Source organism: Carboxylicivirga sp. (genome assembly GCF_982718395.1).
Map to the genome: position 1 here is coordinate 24,294 of NZ_CEXQWX010000006.1, position 25,595 is coordinate 49,888.

At 39.5% G+C, this 25,595-nt stretch carries 15 protein-coding genes; 3 read left to right on the top strand and 12 right to left on the bottom strand.

The features are described from left to right. Positions 1–109: 109 nt before the first annotated feature. From AC4MRQ_RS02535 to AC4MRQ_RS02550, 4 genes are all read right to left on the bottom strand, one after another. A complete protein-coding gene (locus AC4MRQ_RS02535) occupies positions 110–613 on the bottom strand; it encodes a flavodoxin (RefSeq protein WP_491196066.1) in 504 nt (167 codons plus the stop codon). 189 nt (positions 614–802) lie between these two features. Continuing rightward, positions 803–1,153, bottom strand: a complete 351-nt coding sequence (locus tag AC4MRQ_RS02540) for a DUF6686 family protein (protein WP_491196067.1) — start codon at positions 1,151–1,153, stop codon at positions 803–805. Between the two features lie 565 nt (positions 1,154–1,718). After that, positions 1,719–3,353 carry a hypothetical protein gene (locus AC4MRQ_RS02545; RefSeq protein ID WP_491196068.1) on the bottom strand — a complete coding sequence of 545 codons (1,635 nt, stop codon included), beginning with the start codon at positions 3,351–3,353 and terminating at the stop codon, positions 1,719–1,721. 3 nt (positions 3,354–3,356) lie between these two features. Then, positions 3,357–4,142, bottom strand: a complete 786-nt coding sequence (locus tag AC4MRQ_RS02550; RefSeq protein ID WP_491196069.1) for an ABC transporter ATP-binding protein — start codon at positions 4,140–4,142, stop codon at positions 3,357–3,359. A gap of 196 nt (positions 4,143–4,338) precedes the next feature. Here AC4MRQ_RS02550 and AC4MRQ_RS02555 point away from each other — a divergent pair, with 196 nt between their 5' ends. The 3 genes from AC4MRQ_RS02555 (at position 4,339) to AC4MRQ_RS02565 (ending at position 10,529) form a co-directional block, all read left to right on the top strand. After that, complete coding sequence (locus tag AC4MRQ_RS02555) at positions 4,339–7,635, top strand: S41 family peptidase (protein WP_491196070.1); 3,297 nt, start codon at positions 4,339–4,341, stop codon at positions 7,633–7,635. Between the two features lie 352 nt (positions 7,636–7,987). Beyond that, the gene (locus tag AC4MRQ_RS02560) at positions 7,988–9,271 is read left to right on the top strand and encodes an L-cysteine desulfidase family protein (RefSeq protein ID WP_491196071.1); all 1,284 of its coding nucleotides are present in this window, start codon (positions 7,988–7,990) and stop codon (positions 9,269–9,271) included. A gap of 406 nt (positions 9,272–9,677) precedes the next feature. Then, positions 9,678–10,529 (top strand): TraB/GumN family protein, encoded by an 852-nt coding sequence (locus tag AC4MRQ_RS02565; protein ID WP_491196072.1) that lies wholly within the window; start codon positions 9,678–9,680, stop codon positions 10,527–10,529. A 229-nt stretch (positions 10,530–10,758) separates the two neighbouring features. On the opposite strand, the gene bglX is transcribed toward AC4MRQ_RS02565, so the two are convergent. The 8 genes from bglX to AC4MRQ_RS02605 all read right to left on the bottom strand — a co-directional run bounded on the left by bglX (position 10,759) and on the right by AC4MRQ_RS02605 (position 25,591). Continuing rightward, positions 10,759–13,026, bottom strand: a complete 2,268-nt coding sequence (gene bglX / locus AC4MRQ_RS02570; RefSeq protein WP_491196073.1) for a beta-glucosidase BglX — start codon at positions 13,024–13,026, stop codon at positions 10,759–10,761. Between the two features lie 43 nt (positions 13,027–13,069). Further along, entirely contained in the window at positions 13,070–13,858 is a 789-nt protein-coding gene (locus AC4MRQ_RS02575) for a glycoside hydrolase family 16 protein (protein ID WP_491196074.1), read from the bottom strand. Between the two features lie 21 nt (positions 13,859–13,879). Continuing rightward, positions 13,880–14,983: a family 16 glycosylhydrolase gene (locus AC4MRQ_RS02580; protein WP_491196075.1), complete on the bottom strand. Its 1,104-nt coding sequence runs from the start codon at positions 14,981–14,983 to the stop codon at positions 13,880–13,882. Between the two features lie 79 nt (positions 14,984–15,062). Further along, positions 15,063–16,532 (bottom strand): PKD domain-containing protein, encoded by a 1,470-nt coding sequence (locus tag AC4MRQ_RS02585; protein ID WP_491196076.1) that lies wholly within the window; start codon positions 16,530–16,532, stop codon positions 15,063–15,065. Positions 16,533–16,567: 35 nt separating this feature from the next. Continuing rightward, positions 16,568–18,085: a RagB/SusD family nutrient uptake outer membrane protein gene (locus AC4MRQ_RS02590; RefSeq protein ID WP_491196077.1), complete on the bottom strand. Its 1,518-nt coding sequence runs from the start codon at positions 18,083–18,085 to the stop codon at positions 16,568–16,570. 18 nt (positions 18,086–18,103) lie between these two features. Beyond that, a complete protein-coding gene (locus tag AC4MRQ_RS02595; RefSeq protein ID WP_491196078.1) occupies positions 18,104–21,238 on the bottom strand; it encodes a SusC/RagA family TonB-linked outer membrane protein in 3,135 nt (1,044 codons plus the stop codon). A 279-nt stretch (positions 21,239–21,517) separates the two neighbouring features. Continuing rightward, positions 21,518–24,415, bottom strand: coding sequence for a two-component regulator propeller domain-containing protein (locus tag AC4MRQ_RS02600; RefSeq protein ID WP_491196079.1), 2,898 nt, complete (start codon positions 24,413–24,415; stop codon positions 21,518–21,520). A 348-nt stretch (positions 24,416–24,763) separates the two neighbouring features. Beyond that, positions 24,764–25,591: a hypothetical protein gene (locus AC4MRQ_RS02605; protein ID WP_491196080.1), complete on the bottom strand. Its 828-nt coding sequence runs from the start codon at positions 25,589–25,591 to the stop codon at positions 24,764–24,766. Positions 25,592–25,595: the final 4 nt, after the last annotated feature.

Sequence of the window (25,595 nt, forward strand, 5' to 3'; positions counted from 1 at the left end):
ATAAAGTACCCCGTTAACGTTTCACAGGAACAAACAAATGAACATTGGAATCGTACAGCTGGCTTGCTTTGGGTTAATCAAAGGTAAAGATCTATAAAAACTCAATTTTTTATTCTAAATGATGCTTCAGGTTCGTCACCCAGGCATCTACCCTCGCTTCTGTTTTATCGCTCTCATTATCTTCGTCAATGGGCAGGCCTACAAACTGATTATCTACTTCTGCTGTTGATGCATCATAACTATACTCATCGAGGGAAACCATGCCGACAACTTCACAACCTTTGTTCGCGATAGCCTTGTAAATGGTTCCCATGCCATCTACAAAAGTATCGGGATAAGCATCGGCATCTCCTAAACCAAACAATGCTACCTTCTTCCCTTCAAGTTTAGCTGCCTCCAGCTCCGAAATAAACCCTTCCCAATCATCCTGTAAATCACCCAGGCCCCAGGTACTGGTTCCTAAAAACAGGAAATCGTATTGTTCAATCTCTGAAGAGGATGAGTTTTCCACATTGATCAATTCGGCCTGATTGTTTAAATGGGTATTTATACTTTCTGCTACACTTTGTGTATTGCCAGTACTACTCCCATAAAATATTGCTGTTTTCTTCATATCGTTAACCTTTTTTGTGTGATACAAAGTTATGACTGCCTGCTTTTGTCATCAATCGCTAATATTTGGGCTTTTGAAATACTCTTTTAATAAACTTGTGTCTGGCATTTCTTCCTCTTAAAGCTGATAATGTATTACTTACAAAAATCAAATCCCTATTTATAGCTACTAACTTTTGGTGAACAAAGTTTAATTGGCACCCAAACGAACACCAATTTCTCGTACAGATAAAAAAATGGAAGGATCTTTCTGCACCTTATCAACACACAATAGTTTTTGTAATTCTTTTAATTCCTGACGATTTAACATCATTGATGCATGCTTATGACCAATGGGAACAATTATTTTTCGCTGATAAACGATATCGGCATTAACAGCCTCGTAATACTGGCCATCCATGCGTTTAAAGCATCGCTTAAAATGATTGTATTCTTCCTTGTTAAATGAGAATAAGAAGTTGTGAAACTCAACATGTATTTTATCGCACGAAGGACAAATAAATACGCGTCCGTGAGGTGTCTGACTGATGATTTTATCCATATTGTTTTTATTAACAAGGTGCCTAAAACAGTGCTTTTGCACAATCCCTATATGTTGGCATTTATACCAAATAATGTCATGCGGACTTTAATTAGCATTACTGCACTTCAAGGAAAAAACTTGAAATTTTATACATATGACAAAAGCCCATTCATGGAGAAGGTGCTTTATACAAATAACAATAGCTCACCCTGAGAAAAGGAAGCTTTATTCATATAACAATAGACTGTCCAAGTAAAAGGGGAAGCATTATACATATAACAAAAGCTCGCCCAAGCAAAAAGGGAAGCATTATACATATAACAAAAGGCCGTCCAAGTAAAAAAGGAAGCATTATTCATATAACAAAAGCTCGTCCAAGCAAAAAGGGAAGCATTATTTATATAACAAAAGGCCGTCCAAGTAAAAAGGGAAGCATTATACATATAACAAAAGCTCGCCCAAGTAAAAAGGAAGATTTATTCATATAACAAAAGCCTGTCCAGTGAAAAGGTGCATTATTCATATAACAAAAGCCTCTCTGTGAAAAAGCACCTTTATTACAATAACAATTAGAAATAAGTTTCTAAACATTTCGCCTGCGAATAGCGCGATAACTTAAAGATATCAACACCGGCATCAAAGCACACAAAGCAATACCAACTCCTATATGAACCAGTGAAATAAGGTAAACCAATCCGATGATCAATCCGATAAGGAACATTCCAAGGAACATTCGTAAAGTGTATTCGCCTTTATTAACCATTTCCCGAGCCTGTGAAAATGGCAACGGATTACCCTGGATACGCACAAGCAGAATACTAAGTATAGCTGTTAAAGCACTTCCCAGAAATACATAAGGTAAAACATGCACTCCCCAAATCCATATTATGGGTATTAAAAACAAGATCTGCAAAGGCAGGTAAAAGGTAAATAACATTGCTTTAATGGCTCCTGATTGAATATGGTATTTCTTATTGGTGGCTGCCATTTCATATACCCATGCCGCATTGGGCGTGTCAGTAAATGGAATAACGGAGATACCAACTGTGCCAAAGAAACCAGTCAGAACAAAAAACAGGTATTTTGAAGAATCTGATAACTCCGCCAAATAACCTGAGAAATCCTTAATGTCCGGCTTTAAAAATACCAGGGCCATAATTAAACTATAGGCGAACATCGGGTATACCTGTTGTTTGAGTTTCCGGTCACTTCGAACATGACTCATGGTTAAACGCCAGCCTGTTCTCTCCACCTCCGACACGCAAAACAGAGCAATCAGTTTATTTTTCCATCCTTTTTGTGCTTTTGCCGTCACAACTTTAGACTTCTTCGATGATCCGGTTCCGGCTTCGGAAAGTATGGCCGTATAACCCGATGACAAGGCACGTATTAAAAGGAAGGTTCCCAAAACAATGGCCGCAATCGCTATTATTGCTAAGATCACTTCCATACCTGATCCCATTCCACCAAATAACTTGACAAAACCGGCAAACCATACGGTAGGTAATAAATATCCCCACCATACTTCCTTAAACATCAGCGACTCCACATTGGCATCTTCCATAAAGTGAGGCACCAACTGATAACTTGCCATGATGATAACTGCCAATCCTATCTGGAAATAATTCAAGACGTCTTTAAAGCGTTCGGCACTCACAAAACGGGATAAACCCATGTAAAAGCCAACAGCCAGTATTAAAGTAAACCAGGCGCACAAAAGCACAGCTATCACAAATACCAAAGCTAACCAACCGTATGTAAAGGCAAGGTAAATGGTAAAAGCTAAGCTTAAGGCAAAGGCAATATTACTCATATAAACGAGAATATGTGCCAGACGAACCAATAATAGTGTACGTGCAGAAACAGGTCGTGGCAGCAGAATCTGATTCTCTTTCTCATCGAAGAGCACCGCTGTAAATTCGGTTAATAAAATGGTACCTTCAAAAACAATCAGAAATGCAAAAAAGACAGATAGTTGCAGCATCAAGTCATTGACACGATACAAACCAATAACAATCATGGCTCCTAAAAAGCCATATATAAACAATTGTTTTAGCATGGTTTGCTTCTTACCGGCCGACTGAAAACTATTGGGCGGTCTTCTGAAATCCATCTTTAACTTAGCACCTAGCAAAGTCCAGAAATGCGAGATGTCTACCCCTAAAGCTCTTAAAAGAATATTAAGAGGCGACACTAATAGTTGTTTTACTGCGGTCATCTCTTAATTTTTAAAAACATCATCCAATACACTGGTTTCACTCACCTTGTTATCGCCATTGGTAAGGCGTGCAAATAATTGCTCCAGCGATACCTTGCTATCCTTCTGAAGCTCTTCAAAAGTGCCATCAGCAATCACTTTACCATCATCAATCAGGATAATACGATCGGATATCTTCTCTACAACATCCATCAGGTGTGAGCTATAGAAAATCGTTTTGCCTTGTTGAGCCAGGCGCGTTAACATGTCTTTTACAAGAATCACCGAATTAGCATCCAAACCGGATAAAGGCTCATCCAGAAACAGGATATCAGGATTATTAATCAAGCCTGCGATGATCAGTATCTTTTGCTTCATTCCTTTCGAAAATGTATCCATGCGCTGATCAGCATGCTTATCCATCTCGAAGTATTTCAGTAAAGAGGTGCTTCGCTCAGTAATCAAATCCTGAGACATATTAAATAAAGTACCAACAAGGTTGAGATATTCATTAGGTGTTAGCGCTTCATAAAGGGCACCGTTTTCCGGTACATAACCAATCTTGCTTTTAACACTCAAATCGTTCCCCCTTAAAGGAATTCCCATCACTTCTATATCTCCTGTAAACGACGTGAGGATGCCACAAAGAATCTTTACAGTTGTGCTTTTCCCTGCTCCATTTGGTCCGATGTAGCCAATTATCTTTCCACTTTCTATCTCCAGATCGATTCCTTTAAGAACTTCTTTTTGGTTATTGCCTTTACCAAAGGATTTTCGCAATCCGCTAATTCGAATACTTGTTTGTGTCATATAGCAGGGGTTGTAAGATCAGTTATTGATTATTCAAATGCCATTATAAAATCAAACAAAAATAATAATTAGCTGATATTAATCTCCTTGTTACACAATTTTAAAATACCTACTTTAGAACTTCTTTTGCTTAAACAACATTTGTTTCCATTTATAGTTAAACCTTATAATTTGTCGAAAACCTTAAATCTAAAACATGACACAAAAACGCTTTACGTCATCTTACCAGATGATTCTGGGACTTTTTACAGCCCTTTTTCTATTCCCATCTTTACTGAAAGCCGAAGGCACACGTTTACTTCGACAACCAAATATCAGCGAAACACAAATTGTTTTTGCTTATGGCGGTGATTTATGGATATGTGCTAAAAAAGGAGGTACAGCAACCCGCTTAACCAGCACACCTGCAGTTGAAAAAGATCCTTTCTTTTCACCTGATGGTGAAACCATTGCTTTTACCTCCAACCGCGATGGTATTGATGCCGTTTATACTATGCCAGCCAGCGGTGGCAGTGCGCAACGCCTTACGTGGTATCCGGCAACTTCGCAAGTGCGAGGATGGACTCCTGACGGACAGCACATTCTTTATGCTTCAACCCGCGAAACAGCCCCATCGATCTACGACCGACTTTGGACAGTGAGTAAAGATGGTGGCCCTTCAACAATGCTGACAAAGCAATGGGGAACCAAAGCCTCTTACTCTGCTGATGGTAAACGGATGGCTATTGATAAAATCCGACGTTGGGATGTGGAATGGCGAGCCTACAGAGGCGGTCAGAACACTCCATTAACCATCCTCAACATGGATACCTGGGAAGAAGAACTGATACCCAATGAACGCACCACTGATATTCAGCCAGTCTGGATGGGCGACAATATTTACTTCCTTTCAGATAGGGACTGGGTCAGTAATATATGGTCATATTCTACGATAACAAAAGAGTTAAAGCAAATAACCAGCTTTGACAAAACAGACATCAAATACGTGACGGGTCGTGACAACGAATTGGTATTTGAACAGGATGGCTACATTCATCTATATGACATCAATACACAATCCACAACCCAATTAGACATCAAGGTAGTGGGTGATTTTCCATGGGCAGAAACCAAATGGGAAGATCTGAGCAAGAAAGTAGATTTTGCCAGCTTGTCGCCAAGTGGAAAACGCGCCATTATGGGAGCCCGTGGTGAAGTATTCACCGTACCTCTCGAACATGGAAATGTGCGTAATATCACCAGTAATTCAATGGTTGCCGAGCGCAAACCTATGTGGTCGCCCAAAGGAGATAAAATCGCCTGGTTCTCTGATAAGAATGGCCGTTATGAAGTAATGATTACCAACCAGGATGGGCTTGGTGAAGTGGAGAGCATCAGTATTGGCGAATCCAAAATGATTTGGGAACCATGCTGGTCGCCCGATGGAAAGTACATTGCCTTTGTGGATGATGATGTACGCATCCGCGTGTTGGACATTGCAGCTAAAACCATTAAAACTGCTGATGTAGCCGGCAATAACTTTGAACGTGGCAGCATGGGAATCACCTGGTCAAAAGATTCTAAGTTCCTTGCCTATGCTAAAGCAGGCGCCAATAACTTCCGTCGTATCCATATCTGGTCCTTAAAAGATAATAGTGCCAGACCTGTTACCAATGCTATGGCAGATGCCTTCTCTCCTGCATGGGATCGAAATGGTAAGCAATTGTATTTCTTAGCCAGTACCGATTTAGGACTGAAATCGAGCTATGTGAACACCAGTGTGATGTCGCCCGATAATGCCAAATACAGCGCTTATGTGATTAACCTTCTTAAAGAAGACAAGTCGCCTTTTGAGCCACGTAGTGATGAAGAAGAAGCGAAGAAGGATGAGGATAAGAAAGACAAGGAGGACGACAAAGAAAAGAAGGACAAAAAGGATAAAAAGAAAAAGTCAGATAAAGACGAGGAGGCTAAAGAAGATGAGGGTATAAAGATTGACTTTAACGGTATTGAGAGCCGAATTATCGCCATGCCAATGCCTAAGAAATCGTACCAATATATGTTAGCTGGACCGGAAGGAACCGTGTTTATCAGCGAATCTGCGCCAAAAGGTAATATAATTAAGAAATTCACCCTGAAAGACCGTAAGGCAAAAGAGTTTGTGTCAGGAGCCCGTTCTGTTTCGATCTCAGCCGATGGCAAACAAATGCTGGCCAAAATGGGTTCATCGTGGAAAGTAATGGCCACCAGCAAGCCTAATGGCAAAGATGGGAAAACTCTGAAAGTTGATCTGAAAACAAAACTGGATCGTCATGCGGAGTGGAAACAGATGTTTGAAGAGGCCTGGCGATATCAGCGTGACTTCTTTTACGATCCTAATATGCACGGTCGCGACTGGAACGAGGTTTACAGGCGTTACGAACCACTGGTGCCTTATATTCAGCATCGCAGCGATCTCAATTACGTATTGGACATGATGAATGGTGAGTTATCGGTTGGTCACAGCTTCGTATTTGGCGGTGATATGCCTAAAGTTGAAAGCGCATCAGTAGGATTGCTGGGAGCTGATTTAGCGGTCAATGATTCACGCTGGCAGATTAAACGAATTTACACCACGGAAGTGTGGAATCCTGAATTATCAAGTCCACTCGAACGTCCCGGATTAAAAGTTAGTGAAGGAAATTACCTGGTAGGTGTCAATGGCAAAGAACTTAGTTCTAAACATGATCCTTTCAAATATCTGGATGGTACACGTGGTGTTCAGACTGTGTTGCACATCAACAGCAAACCATCGTTTGAAGGAAGCTGGAAAATTACAGTAAAACCAATTTCGAGCGAGAGAGCTCTTCGCCAGCGTGCCTGGGTAGAAGATAATCGCCGTCTAGTGGATAAATTGTCTGGTGGCAAACTGGCCTATGTTTGGGTTCCTAATACTTCAAGTGCCGGATTTATATCCTTTAACCGCTACTACTTTGCTCAGCAGGATAAGCAAGGTGCTGTAATTGATGAACGATTCAATGGCGGTGGTCTGCTCGATGATTATATGGTTGACCTGATGAAGCGTGATCTTCGTGCAGCTATTACCAATGAGGTACCCAATGGATCGCCAATTCTGTTACCAGCCGGAATCAAAGGACCAAAAGTATTGATGATTAACGAAATGGCCGGATCGGGTGGCGACTTCTTCCCTTGGGCCTTTAAGCAGCAAAAGATTGGTCCTGTTGTTGGTGCACGCACCTGGGGTGGTTTGGTTAAGTCGTCCGTTCACTATCGATTGGTTGATGGTGGTGCACTTACTGCTCCCGATAATGCTGTATTCGATCCGATCAACAACGAATGGGTGGGCGAAAATACGGGAATAGCCCCAACCATTGATGTAAGGATGGATGCAGCCTCAATGGAAAAAGGGATTGACCCTCAACTGGAACGAGCTGTTAAAGAAGCCTTATCACTGCTAAAGGATAAGAAGCCGATAACGCCTCCTCCCTTTTCGACTCCGGCGGTAAAGAAATAGACTAAATGCAATTATATTGAAAGCCGCTCCATTATCGAGCGGCTTTTTTTCTGAAAGTCTCAAACCCGCTAAGCGCATCCAAAGCGCTAAGCGGATTTTTCATTGCTGTTGGTGCTTCCCTAAATCATGTAAGTTTTAATGCTCGGAAACTTACTTGCTAAGCATCTCAAAGATGCTAAGCAAGTTTTGATCTCAATAAGGTAAGTGTTTCCATTTGTAGAAATACGATGACTCTAATGTTAAAAAACCTCAACAAATAAGCTGGCGTGCCAATAATCATGTTCTGTGCATCATTAAGCATTTAATTTCGCCCCATCAATATTGGTATATCTGAACTAATTGTAGAATTAATATGACTAAATCTGATACACGATACAAAGCGTATATCGATATATTACACGAAGAGTTAATGCCCGCCATGGGTTGTACCGAACCTATTGCAATTGCTTATGCAGGAGCCATGGCACGCAAAATACTGGGACAACTACCCGATCGTGTACTGGTGGAAGCCAGTGATAACATTATCAAAAATGTTAAAAGTGTAGTAGTTCCTAACACAGGTAACCTCAAGGGCATTGAAGCGGCAGCCATTGCTGGTATTATTGCCGGTGATGCCGATAAAGTGCTACAGGTTATTTCCGAGGTCAATGATGACGAGCGAAAGCAAATGGCTGATTTTCTTCAGAACAATGAGGTAAAAGTAGTGGCGTCGTCCAGCGGTATCATATTCGATATGGTTGTAAATGTCTATGCCGGTGATTCGCACGCTTCAGTGCAGATATCACATTACCACACAAATATTGTTCGTATTATTAAAGATGGCGAAACGACTTTATACAATCACCATTGTGACGATCTGAATACCAAGCATAAGACCGACCGCACAATAATGACCGTTGAAGATATTGTGGAATTTGCCGATTCAGTAGATATTGATACCGTTAAAACGGCTCTGCAAAAGCAGATTGAATACAACACTGCTATTGCCAATGAAGGTATTAAAGGAAATTGGGGTGCCAATGTAGGCTCGGTCTTACTTAAAACCTGGGGTGAGAATGACATTAAAGTTCGTGCCAAAGCCTTTGCTGCAGCAGGTTCCGATGCCCGTATGAGTGGGTGCGAACTGCCTGTGATGATCGTTTCAGGCAGTGGCAACCAGGGATTGGCTACTTCTGTTCCGGTTATTGAATATGCCAAAGAGCTTAAAGTGGACGAAGAAACAATGTATCGTGCTTTGTTGGTTTCTAACCTTGTAACCATCCACCAGAAGACAGGTATCGGACGTCTATCCGCCTTTTGTGGAGCTGTATCGGCAGGTGTAGGTGCAGGAGCAGGTATCACTTATTTACATGGTGGTCGCTACAAAGAGATTGCTCATACAATTGTTAACGCATTGGCTATTGTATCGGGTATTGTGTGCGACGGTGCCAAACCTTCATGCGCTGGTAAAATTGCATCGGCTGTTGAAGCCGGTATACTCGGATATCACATGTATAAAAACGGCCAGCAGTTTTATGGTGGCGATGGCATTGTGGTAAAAGGTGTTGAAAACACTATTAAAAATATTGGACGCCTGGGTAGCGTTGGTATGCGCGAAACCGATAAAGAAATTATCCGCATGATGCTGGGAGAATAAATTATACTTTATACCTACTGACAAACAATAATGCCCCGTTACGGATTAATTTCTGTAACGGGGCATATTTTTTTTACCATTCCTATTAACCTTCTATCTAACTAAAAAGCAATCCCCCTAATTCTTAAATAGTTATAAAAAACTACAAACCGTCCCCCTTCGCCAAGGGGGAAATCCATTAGTTTATTGAATGTTGCGCTATTGAGCATGGGATACTGAGTTCGATATAATTTTTGAGATTCAGATTGCAATAAAATCTCTTTGTCATCATAATCAAGGTGAATTAAATTCTTAACAGTATTAGTGTGGAATTTTATTTTTTAACACTTTCGCTTCTTCTCTTCAAAACATTCATTATATTCAAGTCTTTTTTTATTAATCAAACACATCATTTAAAACTAAACTAATGAAGAAGCTTTTTACGACGACTACTTTACTACTTCTTGTAGTCTTAACCTTTGGTCAAAACTCTCTGCTGTGGAAAATATCGGGTAACGACCTTGAGAAACCCTCTTACCTTTTTGGAACCATTCACCTGATCTGTCCTGATGACTTTTTTATACCTGAAAATCTGCCAGCTTCAATGGAACAATGCGAGAAACTGGTGTTGGAAGTGGATATGTCCGACCCTACGCTGATGCAAAAAATGCAAACGGGAATGGTGAATCCTCAAATGAAGAATATCAAAGGTGATTTGAGCGAAGAAGATATTAAACTGGTAAACGATGCACTGGTGCAAGCTATGGGCGTGGGTATCGATCAAATGGGCATTATGAAACCTTGGGCTTTATCAACAATGATTGCCGTTACTATGGGACTTGAATGTAAGCAGCCCGCACAATATGAGATGGAGCTATTGAAGATGGCTAAGGAAAAGGAGCTTCCGATAATGGGACTTGAAACAGTTGAAGAGCAATTCGCCATTTTTGACAACATTCCTTACGAGCGACAATTAGAGTTGTTAACGGATGGAATTAAGAACATTGAAGAAGATAAAGAGCTGTTCGTCAAAATAGTAGATCATTATAAAGCACAAGACGTATTTGGTTTATACAAGCTGATGCTTGAGCAGGAAGAAATGGCAGATTTTGGTGAATTTTTACTGGATGGTCGTAACAAAAACTGGATACCGGTAATGGCTGAATCAATGAAAGAAAAAACCTGTTTTTTTGCTGTTGGTGCAGGGCATTTAGGGGGTGATAATGGCGTTATCAACTTACTCAAAGCCAAAGGCTATAAAGTAGAAGCTGTTAAATAAAAAATACTCAGTCTTTTATTAAGATATTGCTAATCGGGAAATTGAAAGAAAGCGGACCAGTGCCTCTCCGGCCAGTCCGCTTTTTTTTATTCTACAAATTATGAAAATCGTAAGGTTAAAGTTTACATCTTCTAAGCTTAAACCCTATGCCCTCTAAGGTTAAGCCTTACACTTTATAGGGTTAAGGGCTGGCGCTTACCGATGTAAAACCCAGCCAATCCATGCTCAATTATTTTAAAACAAACTCTGCCTCTAAACCTTCTGCAGAGCTGGTACCAACAAACACCTTAAACTCACCCGGCTCCACAACAAACATTCCTTCGGCATCATAAAACCCAAGTTCTTTATCGCCTAGTGTAAAGCTAGTTTGCTTAGAATCTTTTGGTTCCAAACTAATTTTTTCAAATCCTTTGAGCTCTTTTACAGGGCGAACAACACTTGCCACTTTGTCGTTAATGTAAAGCTGTACAACCTCTTCACCTGTTACATTGCCTGTATTTCTAATATTGACTGAAACCTCAACTTTATTTTGGCCCACTACTTCAACTTTTAAGTCAGAATAGTCAAACTGGGTATAACTCAAACCATAACCAAAAGGATACAATGGCTTCTCGCTATCATCCATATAATGTGGCCAGAATACTTCCGATTTTGGACCAGGCCTTCCGGTTCTAAATTGGTTGTAATAAATAGGCACTTGTCCAACATGACGCGGGAATGTCATTGGTAATTTCCCTGATGGATTGTATTCCCCAAATAATACCTGCGTTACAGCATGACCTGTTTGCGTCCCCAATTGCCAAGCTTCAACTATAGCAGGAACATGTTCATCAGCCCATGTAATAGCTAAAGGACGTCCATTCATTAGCACTAAGACAATGTTTTTATTGACTTTATAAACTGCTTCTAAAAGTTCCTGCTGAACACCTGGTAATCCCAGATGAGCTCTTGAACGTGCTTCTCCACTTTGTAATCCGTGCTCGCCCAATACCATCACAACGATATCGGATTTTTTGGCCAAATTGACAGCTTCTTTAAACCCTGACTTATCTGTTGTATTAACCTCTAATTCAACCGGGAAACTTGTTGGGCCTGTAATTAACTTAGCTCCTTCAGCATATTTATAGTTAACGCCATAAGCATCCAAGCCTTCTAATACAGATACAGCCGTATTATCTTCTCCTGCCATTCGCCAGTTGCCTAACGGACTGTCTTTATCATTGGCCAAAGTACCGATAACAGCAATTTTTTGTTTGCCTTTTTCTAAAGGAAGAATATCATTTTCATTCTTAAGTAAAACGATTGATTTCTTTGCCATATCCAGAGCTGCCGCCATGTGATCAGGATGATAAATCAATTCTTTTTCGCGTGCTTCGTCACAGTATTTATATGGATCATCAAACAAGCCTAATTCGAATTTAACACGCAAGATACGACGAACCGCATCATCTACAACATTCACATCAACCTTTCCTGCCTTAACTAGTGCTGCCAGATGCTTGACATAGGCATACGATTCCATATCCATATCAGACCCTGCGTTAGCTGATAACTCTGCTACATGTTCCAGGTCCCTGGCATATCCATGGTCAATCATTTCAAGGCCACTGCTCCAGTCCGATATTACAAAACCTTTAAAACCCCATTCGCCCTTTAGGATGTCGCGTTGCAGATATTTATTGGCTGTTGCCGGAACACCATTTACAATATTAAATGAATTCATAAATGTCTTCACATCTGCTTCTTCTATAGCCGCCTTAAAAGGAGGAAAGATCACATTGTAATAAGTTACAGAACCCACATCAACCGTATTATAGTCCATTCCTGCCTCGGCAAAACCATAACCTGCAAAATGTTTGGCACAGGCTGCAAGAGTATTATTAGCACTTAGGTCATCACCTTGAAAACCTTTTACACGAGCAACCGCAATTTTGGAACCCAGGTATGTATCTTCACCCGCTCCTTCCATAACACGACCCCAGCGTGCATCACGTGAAATGTCAACCATCGGGGCAAATGTCCAGTTAAGTCCTTCGGCAGATGCTTCAATGGCTGCAATACGAGCCGATTTTTCTATTGCTTTCAAATCCCAACTTGCTGCCTCAGCCAAAGGAATGGGCGATAGTGTTTTATGCCCATGAATCACATCAAAACCAAAGATCATGGGAATACCAAGGCGCGAACTATCGACTGCCAGCGACTGCATTTTTCTCACTTCACCGGCCCCTCTGACATTTAGCATGGAACCAACCCAACCTCTCTTAATATGGTCGTATTTATTTTTAGCATCACCTGCTGATGGAGCAGGTCCAGTTACATCGTAGAATCCATTATATTGATTCATCTGACCAACCTTTTCTTCCAGAGTCATTTGTTTCAATAGATTCTCTATCTTGCTTTCCAACTCTGAATTTACTTCCTGATTATCTGGCACCTGGCATGCCCAAGCGGAAAGTGCTATTATGATTATGCCAGTTAAATATCTCGATAGTTTCATTTTGTATCTACATTATTTGTTTCTGACTGCCTTATTGTAAGGCTTAGTTTCTTTGATAGACTCTAACATAGTCTACTTCCATAGTGCAAGGGAATATAGACTCGTCAACCCCATACTTACCGCCCCAATCACCACCAACTGCAATGTTTAATATCAGATAAAAAGACTGATCAAAAGGCCATTCATGACTTGTAGCTTTTGCTCCTTTGTTGTACTCAAAGTGCTTGCGTCCGTCTATAAAAAACTGACAACTTTTTTCTGACCATTCCAGCGAATAAACATGGAAAGCTGATTCGGCATCGGACACAAATGTTGCTGAAGTTTTCTGTGTCCCTTCAATGTGATTATATGCACCACTGTGAATTGTTGAGTATACTGAATCACTTTCATAACCAACATACTCCATTATATCAATTTCACCACTTGCCGGCCATTGTCCATAAGTATCATCTGATGGCAACATCCATATGGCAGGCCAGGCTCCTTTACCTCCAGCTAATTTGGCGCATACTTCAATCTTTCCATATGTCCATTCACCTTTGCCTTTGGTTATAAGCCGGGTGGAAGTATATGGCTTGTCCTGATCATTTGTTTGCAATGCACTAATAAATAGTTTACCATTTTGAACCCATACATTTTCTGGTTGACCATGCGTATAAAATTGTAACTCGTTATTTCCCCATTGCTTGTTATTGCCCTGAGTGTCATAACTCCACATAGTAGTATCTGGCAATCCATCGTAATCAAATTCATCATACCATACCAATTCATAGCCATCCGTTTGACAGGATAACAGCATTATAAGTAATATGACATTGATGAATAACTTCATGACTATGTGCAATGGCTGATTCTATTCGTCCAGTTCATAAACACGGACATAATCGATTTCCATGGATTGAGGAAATATGGTGTTATCAATTCCCTGAGCACCGCCCCATGTACCTCCAACTGCAACATTTAAAATGAAAAAATGAGGTTTATTAAAAGGCCAATTCGTTTCATCTTTATTCGCTGGTGAGTAAACATGTACTACGTTATCAGGTGAATCAACATAGAATGTTAAGGCAGATTCGGTCCACAACAAACCATAAATATGAAATGCTTCTTCGGCTGTTTCCAATGCTTTTGAACTACCATTGCCATTGGCTCCTGAACCAGCTGTACAATGCACCGTCGAATGAACAACATCAGGTTCGAAACCAACATATTCCATAATATCAATTTCACCACATGCCGGCCATCCTACCTGATCAAGATTAGCTCCCAACATCCAGATCGCCGGCCAAATCCCGGTTCCTGAAGGCAGCTTGGCTCTTGCCTCAATTCGTCCGTAGGTAAACTCCTGCTTGCCCCACGAAATCATACGTGTTGAAGTGTATGAGCCTTGAGCCTTATCATCATTAATCTTTTTGGCTGTCAACACCAACTTACCATCGACAATCTCAGCATTATCGCCATTGGTATAATATTGTAACTCATTATTACCCCAACCCCAATCGCCATGCCCCACTTCAAAGGTCCAGTTAGCTGCATTAATGGTTGCGTTATTAAACTCATCTGACCATATTAAACCTTCCGGATCAACATAATCAGGATCATCAGCCTCTATACTAATTGTTTTGGTCACTACTTTAGTGTCAGCAGATGTATTTAGATTTCCCCAAACTTTAAGCGTTACTTCATATTCTCCTTTCTTTGGATAATAGATCGTGTGAACTTTGTTTTTTTCAGTACTCTTTCCGGTGGTTTGTTCATTACCAAAATCCCATTCCACATAAAGGTAATCACCGCTCGATTGGTTTTGAAAAGTTACCTCATTGGTAGCCGGATCAATTTCAAATGTGAAATCAGCTTCATAAGTTGGTTTGTCCGAATCATCCTTGCTACATGATAAGCAGGCCGGCAGAATCAAAGACAAAACAAATAATTTGGTGATGATATAGAAGTTATTCATCTCGATCAATAATTGATGGTTGAGTTAGAAAAGATTAGTGCATCTTTCGATGCACTAATCTGAAAAATCATTCAGAATACTATTGATTCAGCATAAAGTCGTCCATATAGAATATTCCACCATTACAGTGTCCTTCCATACCAAACTGAACAACCACTTGATCAAAATCTGTACGATCAGAGACATCGCTAAAGTCAAATGTTATTTCAACCCATTTGCCAAGCTGATCGTCAGTTAGTACAACGGTTCTCACCTGTTGCGTTGTCCATGCATCACCACCCAGTTTAGAATCCTGTAGCTTCAGATCAACTTGTGGCAGTAGTTTTTTATTTGGTATCCAGGTGATCCAATCCGGTTGACACTCTGTTTCATAATCATTAAACTGAGGCATAAACACCTTCATACTAAACACGTTGCGCTCCGATAAATCAAATCGATGTTCAAAGACGCTGGTCAATGCTTCAAACGGACCTTCTCCTTTTTGATAGAGTGCAATGTTTGCTGATTCGTTAATTGGTACTGGTGCAAAATTGTTAATGGTTTCAAATTTAATCAGCTCACCCTGCAACCAATCAATATTTCCATTGCCTTCAAAGTCATCCATCACATCTTTAGCTTCCAATGGTTTTTCAATGACCGGACGCTCGTAACCATCGCGAACAAGAATATTAAACCAACGATTACCATCGCCTCCAATAGTACTTAAGTGTAATTCATCTTCGTTGATTAAATCAATACGATATTCGTAATTTCCACCATAATCGAAACCAAAGAAAGATGGTTTGCTCGAAGACAATGTGATGTAATTAACACCGTCGCGCTCTGTCAAAGACCAGGTTGCTGCAGCAGGTGTAAACTGCACAATATAATCTGCATCGCCTTCATCAGGACCTGTATAACCATTAGAATAGTTCGGATTATCAATCTGGTAATCCTTTACATAGGAATCCCCATTATTTTGAAAATCAAATACAAACTCAACTAATTTGATGGTAAATTTATCATCATATGTACCCCCATTCGACTTCTGTAACGGATTAGCTGCCCACCAATCCGGAGTTGTACCATCTGCCGGACCAATACCAAAGTGACCTCTATATAAACTATCAACTACCCAGGTTTTTCCATCAACAGCTGACGATCCGCCTGAAAGGAAGTTAATTACAGGACTATCCAGGAAACTATAATCTGTTTCGGTTTGAATAACCTGTTCAACTTTTGATGTTGACTGACCATTATTGGCAGTGATTGTTAATGTAAGATCGTAAGTTCCCGGAAGCGGATAATAGGCTTCTACCTGGCTTCCCTGCAGAACGGTACCATTTCCCAAAGCCCAAACGATGGACACCATTCCCTCGGTAGGCGTATTATTAGTTAAGGTAAATCTAAATGGGTCATCTGTTTTAGGAGTTATGGTAAAACTCATGTCTCCTTCGGCAGGAGAGCCATTTAATCCTAAGCCTGATTTATCAAATTCATTTGGATCACAACTGACTAAAAGCACGATTGCCATAAGAAAGCTTAATCCTGATTTTATCATATTTTTCATGGTATTCTTTTTAATTGGATTAAACACAAACCTGGTTAATACGGATTTTGAACAAGTTTAAAGTCGCCTTCAGTTCTGTCAATTTCCGTCTGTGGAATTGGCAGGTACTTTTTATTCTCTGTCCAGCTTCTGGTTGATGAGAAATCAGGATTATCATCGGTCAGCAGGTCAGTATCGCCCCAACGAACCAAATCCCAGTAACGAATACCTTCACCTACAAATTCACGCCGGCGTTCCAACTTGATGTTCTCTTCTGTGGCAGGGATTGATACTAAACCGGCACGCGTTCTAATCATATCCAAAGCATCTTGCGCAGTCAGTGAACCTGAACTGGTAACACCATGCATAACCATTAATTCAGCTGTATTAAGAAGAGCTTCGGCATAACGGAAAATACGAACGTTGTTTTCGTAGTTTAATGGCTCTCCATAAGGTGCATCATTATAGTCCTCACGAGCAGCATATTTGGCCATAAAGTAACCTGTATTCTGGAAACGCTCAACATATGAACCTGCCGCATATTGATTAATTGAAGCAGCCAATCGAACATCTCCTTCTTCAAAGATGGTTACCGTTTCTGAACGCACAGGGCCAAATCCCCAACCACCTTTATAAAAGTCATTGCCGGATAACAGGTCTTCGCCCTTTAACTCGTTTGCTGAAATAAATTCCGGTAAGTTGGTTCCAAAACCTGTCCAGGCTTCTCCCCAGTCTTTACCTTCCGGCAGATGGTTTGCTTCAAAGATAGAACCATTTCCAAACTCACCTTCACGATCCCAGATAGAAGCATAAGCTGGTAAAGTAAATCCACCCTCAGCATAAATACGCTGCATATCAGTCATTACTTCTCCATATTTGGATGCATCTTCCTGATACAATACCACACGAGCTTTTAACATCATAGCAGCAGCCAAAGTTGCCCGTCCATGATTCGTTTCATTGGTTCGCATTGGTAACTTATCATCGGCAATCGCAAAATCCAGATCTTCTATAATCTCAGCATAAATCTGATCAGCCGTATATTGAGGTGCCATATAAGGTGGCTCCAGCTCGGTTTCAAAGTAAGGGATATTACCCCAGAACTTCCATAACCAATGTACAAAGTATGCTCTCAGAAAATGAGCTTCTGCTTTAAGCTGAGCCAATGTTTCTTCATCAACATCAACAGCATTTTCGCAAGCAATAATAGCATTATTACAACGGCTCAATCCACTGTAATAGATATTCCAGAGTCCGGCTGGAGTCTCTTCGGCTGATGCACTATATTGCGACAAACTATATAACATAGCCTGATCACCGGCATTACCTCCACCCTTGTATATATCGTCAGACATTAAGTCGGACATCAGGACAATACTATTGTAGTTAAAGTCAGCATAACTGTCGAACAACAGAATTTGATAACAGGCACCAAGGTTAGATAATATCGCCCCTTCGGTTGCCGGACCTCCGGCTTCTTGAGAAGCAGTTGGCTGCACCGTTAGAAAATCATCCCCACAAGCGGACAAGACTACTAACAATGCTAAGAGTATTCCTTTTATATAATTTTTCATGATATCAGTTCTTACAAATTAGAAAGTAATGTTAGCTCCTACTGAAATGGTTCTTGATTGAGGGTAGATTCCCCGGTCAACACCAATGGTGTTATATCCGCCTGAAGCAATCTCAGGGTCAAATCCTTCGTAACTCGCAAAAGTCAATAAGTTTTCTGCAGACACAAATACTCTGAATCGCTGAATGTAGTTAGCGCTTAAAATAGATTGTGGAATTGTATATCCTAACTGAATGGTTTTAAGACGAATGTAGTTTCCACTTTTAACATAGAGATCAGAAGCTTTCCAGTTATAACCATATGATTTAGTAGATAACTTTGGCAGATTGGTCGAAGTTCCTTCTCCTGTCCAACGATCTAACATGAAAGCAGGTAGGTTCATTCTTGGAATATCGCTCCTTGTTGAATAATCGAAAATATCACCACCAAGCGCTCCCTGGAAGAACATGGTCAAATCAAAGTTTTTGTATTCAGCATCAATATTAATACCAAAGGTCCAGTCTGGTGTACCTTTACCTATAATGGTACGATCATCCTCATCAACAACACCATCTCCATTGGTATCAGCAAATCGAACATCTCCAATACCAATCTTATCTTTGTCACCAGAAATCGCATAAGTAGGAAGATAAGCATCTAGTTCGCTCTGGTTTTGGATAATTCCAGCTGTCTCGTAACCATAGAAATGTGGAAATGCTTCGCCGTTCTGCCCATGAACAAAATCTCCGATACCAAATGCATTTTCTAACCAAATCTCACCTGACTCATTACCTAAGTTAATCAGTTCGTTTTTCAGATAAGATGCATTGGCAGAGACTCCATATTTGAAGCTTCCAATATTATCTTTCCACGACAACTCAATTTCAACACCTGAGTTACGCATATCGCCAACATTGGCAATAGGTTTACCTTTTCCAACATAATTTGGAATTGGTTGTTCCATTAACATTCCTTCCGTGTCTTTTCTAAAATAGTCGAAACCAACAGCCAACCTGCTTTTGAATAAACGCAAATCAAAACCTATATCAATTTGCTCTGATTCCTCCCAGATAATATCAGGGTTGGCAATACGTGATGGACTACTTCCATATTGAAGTTTTTCATTATCGCCTGTTCCGAAATAGTAATTTTGGTTACCATCCATCAGACTTGTGTAAGCAAAGTTACCTATCTGCTCATTACCATTCTGTCCCCAGCTTGCTCTGATTTTTAAGTAATCAAACCACTCAGGTCTGTCTTCCATAAATCCTTCATTCGTCACATTCCAACCAATCGAAGCTGACGGGAAAGTAGCCCACTTGTTATTGGCTCCAAAGCGTGAAGATCCATCACGACGAACACTCGCCTGGAACATATATCGCTCATCGAAGTTATAATCAAGACGACCGAAATAAGATGCCAGTGTAGTTGCAGTTGTTCCACCAGTACCGCCATATACACGCTCATCATCCGGATCACCAATGGCATAATCTATAATTGATTTGTATGGTACGTATTCTAGCAGATCATAATCAATACCACCCACATTCTTATAGGTATATTCACGTGCTGATTGCCCCAGTAACACGGCGAAGTTATGCTTCTCGTTAATTGACTTTGCATACGATAAAGTATTTTCTATCTGCCATGTAAAGCCACGGTTCATGCTCGATGACACACTACTTTGTTCTGTATTTTTACCTTGAGAAGTTAAATAATATGGGTAAGTGTAACCATCGTCGCCCCAAAAAGCAAGGTCAGCTCCATAACTGGTTTTAAACTTAATACCTTTATATAGGTCTATCTCGCCCCAGAAAGTGGATACAAATTTATCTGAGTTACCCTCACTGATTGTTGGGGCATGTAGCATTGCAACCGGATTTGCGATTTCCTGAAATCCAGATGGAGGAAGTGAAAATACACGACCATTTCTATCAGTTACCGCTGTTGGATATTCTGCCAATACAGCATCCGGATCTTCGGCATAAACAGGCACCAATGGACTCATTGCTAAAGCACTACCTAATACTGAACCAAACTCCGAATTAGTATCAATACCTGAACTTTTAATCCGCGAGTATCCGGCATTAACCCCAACCCTGAATTTACTTAATAGGGCGCGCTCTTTTTCAAATACATTATAAGTTGTATTCGAACGTATACTATAACGCTCATAATTTGAACGTCCATAGTTACCTCCGACAATTCCATCCTGATCAAAGTAACCAAATGACACAAAGTAACTGGCATTGTCGCTTCCACCACTTAAACTCACCTGGTGATTCTGGATTGGAGCATTATAATTAAAAGTTTCATCCTGCCAATCAGTACCTTTTCCTGCTGCCGCAATCTCTTCAGGTGAATAAATAGGTAACAAACCATCGTTTAGGTTAGTTTCATTCATTAACACCATGTATTCTGTTGCATCCAGCACTGCCTTTTTGGTCCATGGATTTTGCCAACCGTAAGAGAAATCGTAAGAAATGTTCATTTTTCCTGACTTCCCTGTTTTGGTGGTTACCAAAATAACTCCGTTAGCAGCACGTGCACCATAAATGGCCGCTGATGCTGCATCTTTTAATACTTCTACAGATTCTATATCCGATGGATTTAAATAGTTGATACCGCCATCTACAGCCATACCATCAACGATGTATAATGGCTCACTGTTGTTAATAGTACCAATACCGCGGATACGGACTTTTGAGTCAGATCCTGGTTGTCCAGAGCTTTGAGTAATCTGAACACCAGAAACGCGTCCTTTTAATACATCTTCAATTCTTGAAGGTGTTGCTGCTTCAAGTGCTTCGGCAGACACACTGCTTATTGCTGCAGTTACTACACTTTTCTTTTGAACACCATAACCAACAACTACTACTTCATCCAGATCGGTTAGCTCTTCTTCTAAAACGACATTAATTATTGATGATGTAACAGTGATTTCCTGTGAACTCATTCCAATAAATGAAAAAACGATCACATCGCCCATATTGGCTTGTAATGAGAAGTCACCATCAATGGTAGTAATCGTTCCAATGGTAGTGCCTTTTATAATGACACTAACCCCAGGAACAGGAGCTCCGTCAGTCCCCGTCACTTTACCTGCAACGGTTAATTCTTGTGCCTGACTTGTTAGCGTCAGTAAAAAGAGAAAAATCCCTAATACGTGTTTCATAATAAATGGATTTAAATATTCGATGGATCAAACTTACGGCCCAACTGTTAATTTTTCCTAATATTATGACACACTTAAAACTCTCAAACCAACTCATAAAAACTCACAAATAACTCACAATGAAAATCATTAATTACTAGTAATCAACATATTTAAGAAGAATTGCAACAAAATAAAAACTCCATTCTCCTACTCATTCATATACTTTAAAACAACAAACCACAATACACATTTATTAACTTTTCAATATTGGCAAAAACATAAATCAGCATCTCTTGTTTAAATACTATTGATATACTTTGACAAATTATCGCCGGATTCTAAATCCAGATTTTGTCGTAATCGATAGCGATTATTTTCAACCGCCCGATAGGAGATATTCATAATAACCGCAATTTCTTTGGAGGACATACCCATTCGAATATATGCACAAAGTTTCTGTTCACGCGGGTTTAGGTTGGGATGTTTCATCTTCAAACGCTTCAGAAAATCTTCATGCACTTGCTCAAGGTGCAGCTCAAAAACTTCCCAATGGCTTTCACTGTCCAAATCCTTGTTTATTTTTTTTATCAGCAACTCCAGTTTATGAGCTATTTCTGAAGTATCTTTCAAGGATTTAATTCTCATTAATCGTTCTTTAACGGTAGCTAAAAACTCATTCTTCTGGATGATGTTCATTGTAGAATTAGCCAACTCCTTTTCTTTAAAAAGCATCTCATTTCGCAACTTTTCATTGCGTAATCTAATCATCTCTTTTTCTGCTCGTAAAGCTTCATTAGTTAGATGTTCTTCTCTCGCTTTATAGCGCTGCCTTTGCTTAAGTTTTTCTCTTTGACGGCTCGCCTCAATTCGACGATTAAAAATATATATTACAACAACGGCAATAAGCAATACCAAAATCATATACCCTATCTTAGCATACAAATGGCGATGCCAGGGAGGATGGATTTTAAAATAAAAGCTTAAAGGAAGCGCTTCTATTCCATATCTGTTCTTTGCTCTAACCGTAAACTTATATTCGCCCTCTTTTAATTTAATATACCGGACATTTGTTCGTGTACTCCACGTTGACACCTGATAATCTGCTCCAGTTAACTCTGTAGAATATTGAATATCCTTACCCTGATAAAATGTAGCTGCATAACTAATTTCGAATGCATTCTTTCTAAACTCGTATTCAGGTGTTATTAACTGCTCCTTATCCGCTTTATCTGTTTGATGAATAATAAATCCAATACTATCTGTTATTCCTTTAAAGGAGCGCAAATGCACCTTGAAAGGCAATCTAAAATTACTGTTATCCAAAGCCTTGTAATGAGCAAAACCATCTTCTACACCAAAAAACACATTATTGTCATCAGCTACATATATTGATTCAAATGCAGAAACCAGTTTCTGCTCAAGTGGTAGGAATGGAAATACAATCTTTTTATAAGTTCCATCCTCCAATAACCTCAATACCCCGGTATTGTCATCAATAAAGAACCAAATATTTCCTAATCGATCCTCAATTAGTTTGTAAGGATAATTCCCTTCTTCAAAAAATGTATCAAAACGAGTTTCTCTTCCTGCAACTCCTTCTGTATTTATCCTATAAAATCCTCCGGCACCAGTAAAAATCAATCGTCCATTTACTTTTGATACAATGCCGGTTTTATTTCCGGGAAAACTTGAAAATTCAAATTCCTTAACTTTTTCTACCTTCTTATAATCTTCACTAAAAGTTAGCTGATAAATACCCAGGTCGCCATGAGAAACCCAAAGTTTCCCATCCTCATCCCACACTGCAAATCTAGATGATTCAATAAATCCTTCTACATGGCACACAAATGTCCATTTACTTCTATTTTTTTTCAGAAGAATAAAACCATTGTAAGTTCCCGCCAACATTAAATCAGGTTGGTTTTCTATATTGATAAAATTCCAAACTCCATTGACAGATGAAGGTGTAATAAGGTTTGCTTTGCCTTTATTGAGCTCTAATACGCCAATATTATGTCCGCACAATACACCTGTTTTATCTTTATATATGGACCAGACTTGCCCATCAGACCCATCAACTTTTTCAAAGTGCGATCGATCCTTAACCGGATTATTAAAATGTTCTTCACTAATCCGAAATAATCCCTGGTTGGTTCCAAAATAGTAATTATCCTCATAGCGATCCATTACATAACCTGTTCCTAAATCATAATACCCGCTTATATATGAGATACCTGATTTCAGGTTCACTCTGCAAATTCCATTATCCAATCCACACCAGATATTTCCCTCTTTATCCACAAACAAACTAAGTACGGTATTATTAACCAGTCCCTTGTCCTTATCAACCTCCATCACCAAATCTCCATCTAAATCAGTAATCAACAAGCCATTTTGGATAGTTCCAAATACCAAGTACTTATCTTCGTAAGAGATTCCACAAAAAATATTGGCTTCCTTAAGCTTGTCATTGGCCGGTACTAACCAAGGTTCAATGCTTTGCATATTCCAAAGGAACATACCCTCTTTCATTGTGCAGATAACAATCTTATCAGTATCAATTGCCATAATTGAAGTAATATCTTTACCTGCAAACCGAACTCCACCAACAACCGGATAGGCATTATTGCCTCTTAGTTCTAACAGTCCTTGCTGTTCATCGTGAACCAGGAACATATCATTAACGATAAAAGAAGAAGAGAACCTGGATTTTGATTTAACTATTGTCTCAAGCTGATCTCCTTTAAAAATATATAAGGCAATCTCCGATTGGAAAATGACTCGACCGCGAAAGTGATAGATATTCCAAATATTACCAACTGCGTTTAATTCAGGCCGGGTTGTCAATGATTTATAATGTAAGTGATGCAACGAGTCGTACTGAAAGTAACCGAATTCATTATAACCGCCTGTGTAGATTTTATCTCCAATGCAGCTAACACTTCGTGCAATAAAATCCCCCATCTCACGATGCAAACGCCAACTAACACCGTCATATTCCAACAACCCGTCATTGTTGCCAAAATACAGCAGGTCGCTATTACTCTGACTGATTTTCCAATTCTGTGTTGCAGCTTTGTACTGCCTTCTATTAAAAAATTCTAACTCGGGTATACCAAGCTTTTGAGCAGTTGCTAACGAAACAAAAAATAAGAATATAATGGAGAAACTGAATTGTGCAGTCTTAATTTTCATAGGGTAAAATGTATAACATACTACATGCCTTACCCGAAAATACTAGATATACGTTAATTCTCCAACTTATATCAATCTCTTACAAGGAAGAGGTTTTTATGCTTTAACAAAAATCTTAACAATTGCAGATAAAAACTAAAGTAAGTTAAAGGAATAAGAGCAGCCGTTCTTTTGGTACATAGATTGCAAAAGTTATCAAAATATTAGTAATCTTTAAATCTCATGACCATGATAGTAGTTAAGATTTTTTTATTCGCCGTAGTGACCATTGTACTTGGAGCCATCATTTTAGCAGTTGCTGATACTATTGCTCAATTAAGAAATACTTAGAATTTAAAGTTGGTTATATTATAAGCTTATAATATAACCAACTGAAATAGTAAAGAGATTAGTTGTATCATATGAATAATTTAGATCAAGAGATCGAGGCAAATTGATTGTGTAAGCTAATTCAACATCAAAATCATTTAGGTTGAATGTTATTGGTAAATTTAACTCGGTATTCATCCATCCAAATTTATTGGCATAGCTGGTTTGTTGGTTAATATCCGAAACCTGCTCAACTTCTTCTGAGTCATAAAAAAAAGATAATTCAGGCTCAAGTTTAATAGATTTAAATGCACTCATTTTTGCAATTGTAATGTTGGTATATAAATCCCAACTAAAAGTAGCTTTTGTTGCTTTACCAAATAAAATATTGACCCCTGCCCTGCTGCCGATCCATTTGAATTTAGTTCCAAATCCAAAGTGAGCATTATTGCTATATGTAGAGGAGAAGTTCAGCCCTTGGTTAATTCCAAAAAAACGACTGTAAGAGATATTGTACCTTAACCATTTGACTTTCTTCAAACTTTTACCATATCCTACAACCAATGCATTGTTATAGTGAGCATCATCATTGGTACTGAACCAAGTACCCGAGCTGGTGCCAAATCCAACAAAAAATCCTTTGGAATTAAAATATGAAACCTGACCAGATAAATAATACATCGGGTTAGCTACCTCTCGTCCTGCATAGTATGTTTTATTGTTGTATGTGCTATTAACATACATAAAATGAAAAGTATTTGCTGCTTCAAGCTCCGTATAAAGAAATTCGTCATCGTAGTACATTACTTCATTTAATACCGAATCGATGTAGCTAACTTGTGAGGTGGTAAAAATTAATGGCCACATACAA